This window comes from Acidobacteriota bacterium, from assembly GCA_003696075.1.
In the GTDB taxonomy this organism is placed as follows: Bacteria; Acidobacteriota; Polarisedimenticolia; order J045; family J045; genus J045.
On sequence record RFHH01000066.1, the window covers coordinates 1 to 4,782 of the forward strand.

General features: G+C 71.6%; 3 protein-coding genes and 1 tRNA gene. 2 read left to right on the forward strand and 2 right to left on the reverse strand.

The genetic code is table 11. The features are described from left to right. The first annotated feature begins 455 nt into the window (after positions 1-455). On the forward strand, positions 456-905 hold the full coding sequence (locus D6718_04390) for a CoA-binding protein (protein ID RMG47129.1): 450 nt from the start codon (positions 456-458) through the stop codon (positions 903-905). A gap of 120 nt (positions 906-1,025) precedes the next feature. Beyond that, entirely contained in the window at positions 1,026-1,877 is an 852-nt protein-coding gene (locus tag D6718_04395; protein RMG47130.1) for an OmpA family protein, read from the forward strand. Positions 1,878-1,883: 6 nt separating this feature from the next. On the opposite strand, the gene D6718_04400 is transcribed toward D6718_04395, so the two are convergent. After that, complete coding sequence (locus D6718_04400; GenBank protein ID RMG47131.1) at positions 1,884-4,613, reverse strand: hypothetical protein; 2,730 nt, start codon at positions 4,611-4,613, stop codon at positions 1,884-1,886. 74 nt (positions 4,614-4,687) lie between these two features. Next, positions 4,688-4,780: transfer RNA gene (locus D6718_04405), tRNA-Ser, on the reverse strand. Between the last annotated feature and the right edge of the window lie 2 nt (positions 4,781-4,782).

Genomic DNA, 4,782 nt, shown 5'->3' on the forward strand with positions numbered 1-4,782 from the left:
CCCTCGGACCGCCCGGAGGATCTCGGCGCGCCGCTCCGGGCGGCGCAGCCCGTTTCTTTCTCAGCTCGGCCCTCGGAGGGGGGGCGGCCCATCCGCCGAGTTCCATGGCGCTTCGCTCCGAGGTCTCGTGAATAATCGGGGCCGCGGACCCGCAGCGCGGGAGCCCGGGATCCGCCGGTTCCGGACGCGGTCCCGGCGCCCCGCCGGCCCGCCCCGACGCGGTTGCCGGGTCTTTTCGCCGGGGGCCCGGCGGCCGGTCACGGCGCCTTGCGGAGAGGCCGTGCGCCGCGCGGCGGGAGCGGTCTCCCCGGGCGCATCGTCCCGGGCCGGTTTCGTGCCGCCGCGCGCGAGGCCGGAGGGCCGGGAGGACCGTCCGGAGGGGGCAGGGGCCGAGGTCGCGCCGCACCCGCGCCCGCCGCCGCCCCGCTGGGCCGGTGCGGGCAGGAGGCACGCTCGTGAAGAGGGAAAGAGGAGAAAACGGCCCGGAGGCACCCGAGGACCGCGAGCTGCGGCGGATCCTGGCCGACGCCCGGGTGGTGGCCGTCGTCGGCTGTTCCCGGAATCCGAGCCGCGACAGCCACATTGTCGCCCGTTACCTGATCGAAACGGGCTACGAGGTGATCCCGGTGAATCCGATGGCGGAGGGACGCATCCTCGGCCGTCCGGTCAGCCGGAGTCTCGAGGAGATCGAGGGGCCGATCGACATCGTCGACGTCTTCCGCCCCGCATCCGAGGCGCCAGCGGTGGCCGAGGCGGCGGTCCGCGCCGGGGCGCGCGTCCTGTGGCTGCAGCTCGGCATCCGGAGCCGGGAAGCGGCGGAGATCGCGGCCGCCGCGGGACTGGCGGTCGTCCAGGATCGGTGCATCATGAGGGAGCACCGCCGGCTGTTCGGGAGGGGCTCGTAGCGCCGCCGGGCGCATCCTCCGCGGCCGGCCGGATCCCCCGTTGACACGGAGAACCGGGGTGGCGCACGATGCCGCCCCGCGGAAGCCGAAACGCGGCACCGTTTCCGAGGAGAGAGAACGATGAGCCGACGCCGGGCCGGATGGGTTTCCCTGATGGGAGCGGGAGCGCTCCTGTTCGCCGCCATGCTCGCGGCGCCGGGCTGCGCCAGCAGCCGCAAGAAGGTCGAGGAGGTTCCCCAGACCGTCGAAGCGGTGGTCGAAGCGGAACCGGCCGAGCCGGAGACCATCGGCTATGTCGAAGCCCGTCCCTGGTCGGCGACCCAAGGGGAGACGGTGGAATTCGTCGTCGGCGCCACCGCGGGCCGCAAGGCGCGCGTGCACGTGAGCCCGGTCGGGGGCGGTCCCGAGCACGTCGTCGAACTCACCGACGACGGCAACGGCCGCTACACGGGCCGATGGACGATCCCCGACGACCTGGCTCCGGGCGCCTACAGGGTCGAGGCCGAGCTCACCGAGACCACGACCGGCGAGCCGGTCAAGCTGACGTCCTCGAGGACCCTGAGCGTCGCCGCCGCCGTGCGCGGGCCGACGCTGGCCGACTGCCAGCGCGTGCGCGACGAGTTGGCGAAGACCTTCGTCCACTTCGCCTTCGACAAGTCGGATCTTGACGAGACGGCGCAGGCGATCCTGGCCGGGATCGCGGAGAAGATCGCCGGTGTGAAGGAGCGCGTGACCGGGCTGACGGTGGTGGGGCACTGCGACTCGCGCGGGACGATCGAGTACAACCTCGCCCTGGGAGCGCGGCGCGCCGCCGCGGTCCGCGACGCCCTCAGTGCCCGCCCCGACCTTCGCTGGCTGTCGATCGAGACGCTCAGCATGGGCGAGGAGAAGCCGCTGATTCCCAACGCCCGCACCGAGGCCGAGCACGCCCAGAATCGGCGGGCGGAGTTCCGGCTCTCCTGCGGCGGCTGACCTCCGTCAGCGGCAGGTCCCGGCGGCCGACTGCTCGACCAGTCCGCACAGGCCCCCGGCCGAGGCCGGCCGGGTGGCCCCGGAGGAGTCGTACCCGTGGATCCCCTCGGTGGGGCCGTCCGCGGCGACGATCACCCACCAGGTGAAGTGTCCGGGAGCCGGGGTGGTCACCGGGACCTCCGCGGTGCCCGAGGGATCGAGCAGGCAGGCCGCCCCGGAGTACCCGTAGACCGGCAGCTCGTCCGAGTCGCCGGAGAGCAGGTGGTACGACGGGCCCGGGCAGCTCGACACGTCCCAGCGCACCCGGACGTAGGTCGCGTCCACGCGCGACGCCGTCATCGGGGTACCGGGCACGAACCTCCCGTCCGGCACGGGAGGCACGTCCACCGCGCCGCTCTGGCAGGAGGTGGGCGAGTACAGCTCGATCGCGTCGACGTTCCATCCTGCGGCGACCGTGGCGCCCGGATCGCTCGTCTGAGCGAAGCGGAGGCGCGCCGCCGCCACGCCGGCGATGCGGCTGACGTCGAGGTCCATCGTGACCCAGCTCGTGTCGAACAGGGGGAATTCGGGATTCGACCAGGCCTCCGACCAGGAGTTGCCGTCGAACACCTCGAACGTGGCCCGGTCGTCCGGGGCGCGGTCGGTGCCGAGCCAGCGCCGGAAGCGCGCCCGCACGACGCTCCGGCCCCGGGTGTCGATCGCCGGCGAAACCGCCGTCTCGGAGGTGGAGAGCCCCGGCTCGTAGTTGCCGGGGAAGGTGCCGCTGCCGCTGATGTCATGGCCGAGCACCATCACCCCCGAGGCGGCCTGGGAGGGGTCGGGCCCGCCGAGCCCGCCGCCGTCGGTGCCCCCCTTGCCCTGCGGGACGGCGATCTGCCACTCGCCGGACAGGATCCAGCCCGATCCGCCCGACTCGAAATCCTCGACGTAAAAGACGTCGTCGGGGCCGGTCGGGGCGGCTGACCGCTCGACCAGGTTGTCGTCCTCGTTGCCCCCGCTGCACGGCCCCGACCCGAATCCCGAATCGTCCTCGGCGCGGACGATGTAGTGGTAGGTGACCCCGTCCAGCACCGCGTCGTCGGTGTACGAGGTCGTCGTCAGGCAAGAGGCGATGAGGTTGCCGGGGCCCGGCGTGAAGCCGGGTAGCACCGAGCGGTACACGTTGTAGCGGACCTGCCCGCAGAGGGCGGTCGCCGGGTCCCAGTCGAGCACGACGCCGCAAGAGCTGGTGCGGGCGCTCTCCGCCGAGAGCAACCCGTCGAAGACCGGCGCGCTGGTGCAATCCCCTCCGGGGACGGCGCTCGCGCAGTTCGACCAGGGCGATTCCGCTCCGCACTCCGCGATTCCCGTCACCCGGTAGTAGTAGGTCACGCCGCCCGAGACGTCGGTGTCCAGATAGGTCAGCTCCGGCGTCTCACCGATCTTGACCATCCCGGTGTCGCAGGAGGTTTGCGAGCGGTACACGAAGTAGTTCACCGCTCCCGGGGCCGCCTGCCAATCGAGCCGAACCTGGTTGTCCGCGGGGGTCGAGGTGACCAGATCGAGCGGGGCCGGTGTCGGCTCGCAGGTGGCACACGCGGGAAGGGGATGTTGCGAGTTCTGGATGTCGTCGTAGACGTCGGCGATCGGGACGCCGCGGTTCGGGCAGTTGGCGCAATGGTGCAGGGCGACCACCCGATGGGTGGCGGCCGAGATCACCGGCGATCCGGAGGAACCCCCCTCGGTGTCGCAGTAGTAGCCGATGTCCGGAGGGCCGCCCGTGCAGGCCGGCTGATCGGTCGAGTACACCTCGCACCGTCCCGACTGGTCCTGGGGGTGGGTGCTCTCGAGGGACAGCCGCTTCGGGTCTCCCGATGGGTGTCCCGGGATGTAGATCAGCTCGTCGATGTCCGGGATCCGCGGATCCCACTGGAGGAACCCGTAGGTGGCCTGGGGATCGTGCCCCGCGAGATCGGGCATGATCAACGCGTAGTCGAGAGGTGCGTCGACCTCGAGCAGCGTTCCCCCCTGGAGCTGGAGATCGACCGTTGGAGCGCCGCTGCCGCAGGCAGGCCGCTTGTAGTCGAACTGGAACTCGATCTGATCGAGCTCCGACTGGGAACCGACACAGTGCTCGTTGGTGATGATGTGGTTCTCGCAGGAGGCGAGCCAACCGGTGCAGTGCGCGGAACCGTTCTTGATCAGGCGGACGGCGGCCCGGGCCTTCTGGTACTCGGTCGGATAGGTGTCCCGGTAGCACTCGACATCCTTGAAATCCTCGGTGCCGCACAATGCCTCCGGCTGCGAGGGAAGGTCCCGCAGGGGGTACCCGTGCGCCCACCGGTCGATCTCGATGCCGAAGGCCCCGTCGCCGCCGCCTTCCGCCACCAGCTCCAGAACCATCGTGTCGCCGAGGACCGACAGGCCCCAGAAGTCGCCTCCCCGACCCCGGTAGCCGCGCAGCCGGTATTCGTGCCGGTAGCGGCCATCCGGATCGCGGAGCACCAGCACGTCGCCCGGAGCCAGCTCGAACCGCTCGAAATGGACGGCGATGTAGGAGGCGTCGGGCCAGTGCAGCACCCGGCGCCAGACGACCTCGCCCGGCCGCGCGCCGCCGGGGTAGGGGTGAGGGGTGGCGATCCGCTCCGTCTCCTCGTCCGCGATCCGTACGGCCTGAGCGGACGCGGGCGCGGTGAGGGCGACGACGGCGGCGAGGGCCGCGGCGAGGGCGCAGGAGCGAACGGCGAGTCGGGTCATGGGCACCTCCCGGTGCCCCGGAATATGCCGCGAATCGCCGCCGGAACAAAGCGCGGATCGCGCGAGGGGACGGCTGGCGGAGAGGGTGGGATTCGAACCCACGGTAGGGGGATTACCCCTACAACGGTTTAGCAAACCGTCCTCTTAAGCCACTCGAGCACCTCTCCGC

Excerpts from the sequence above, each read along its gene's own strand:
- D6718_04395 (RMG47130.1), top strand. The coding sequence starts at position 1,026 with ATGAGCCGACGCCGGGCCGGATGGGTTTCCCTGATGGGAGCGGGAGCG.
- D6718_04400 (RMG47131.1), bottom strand. The coding sequence starts at position 4,613 with ATGACCCGACTCGCCGTTCGCTCCTGCGCCCTCGCCGCGGCCCTCGCC.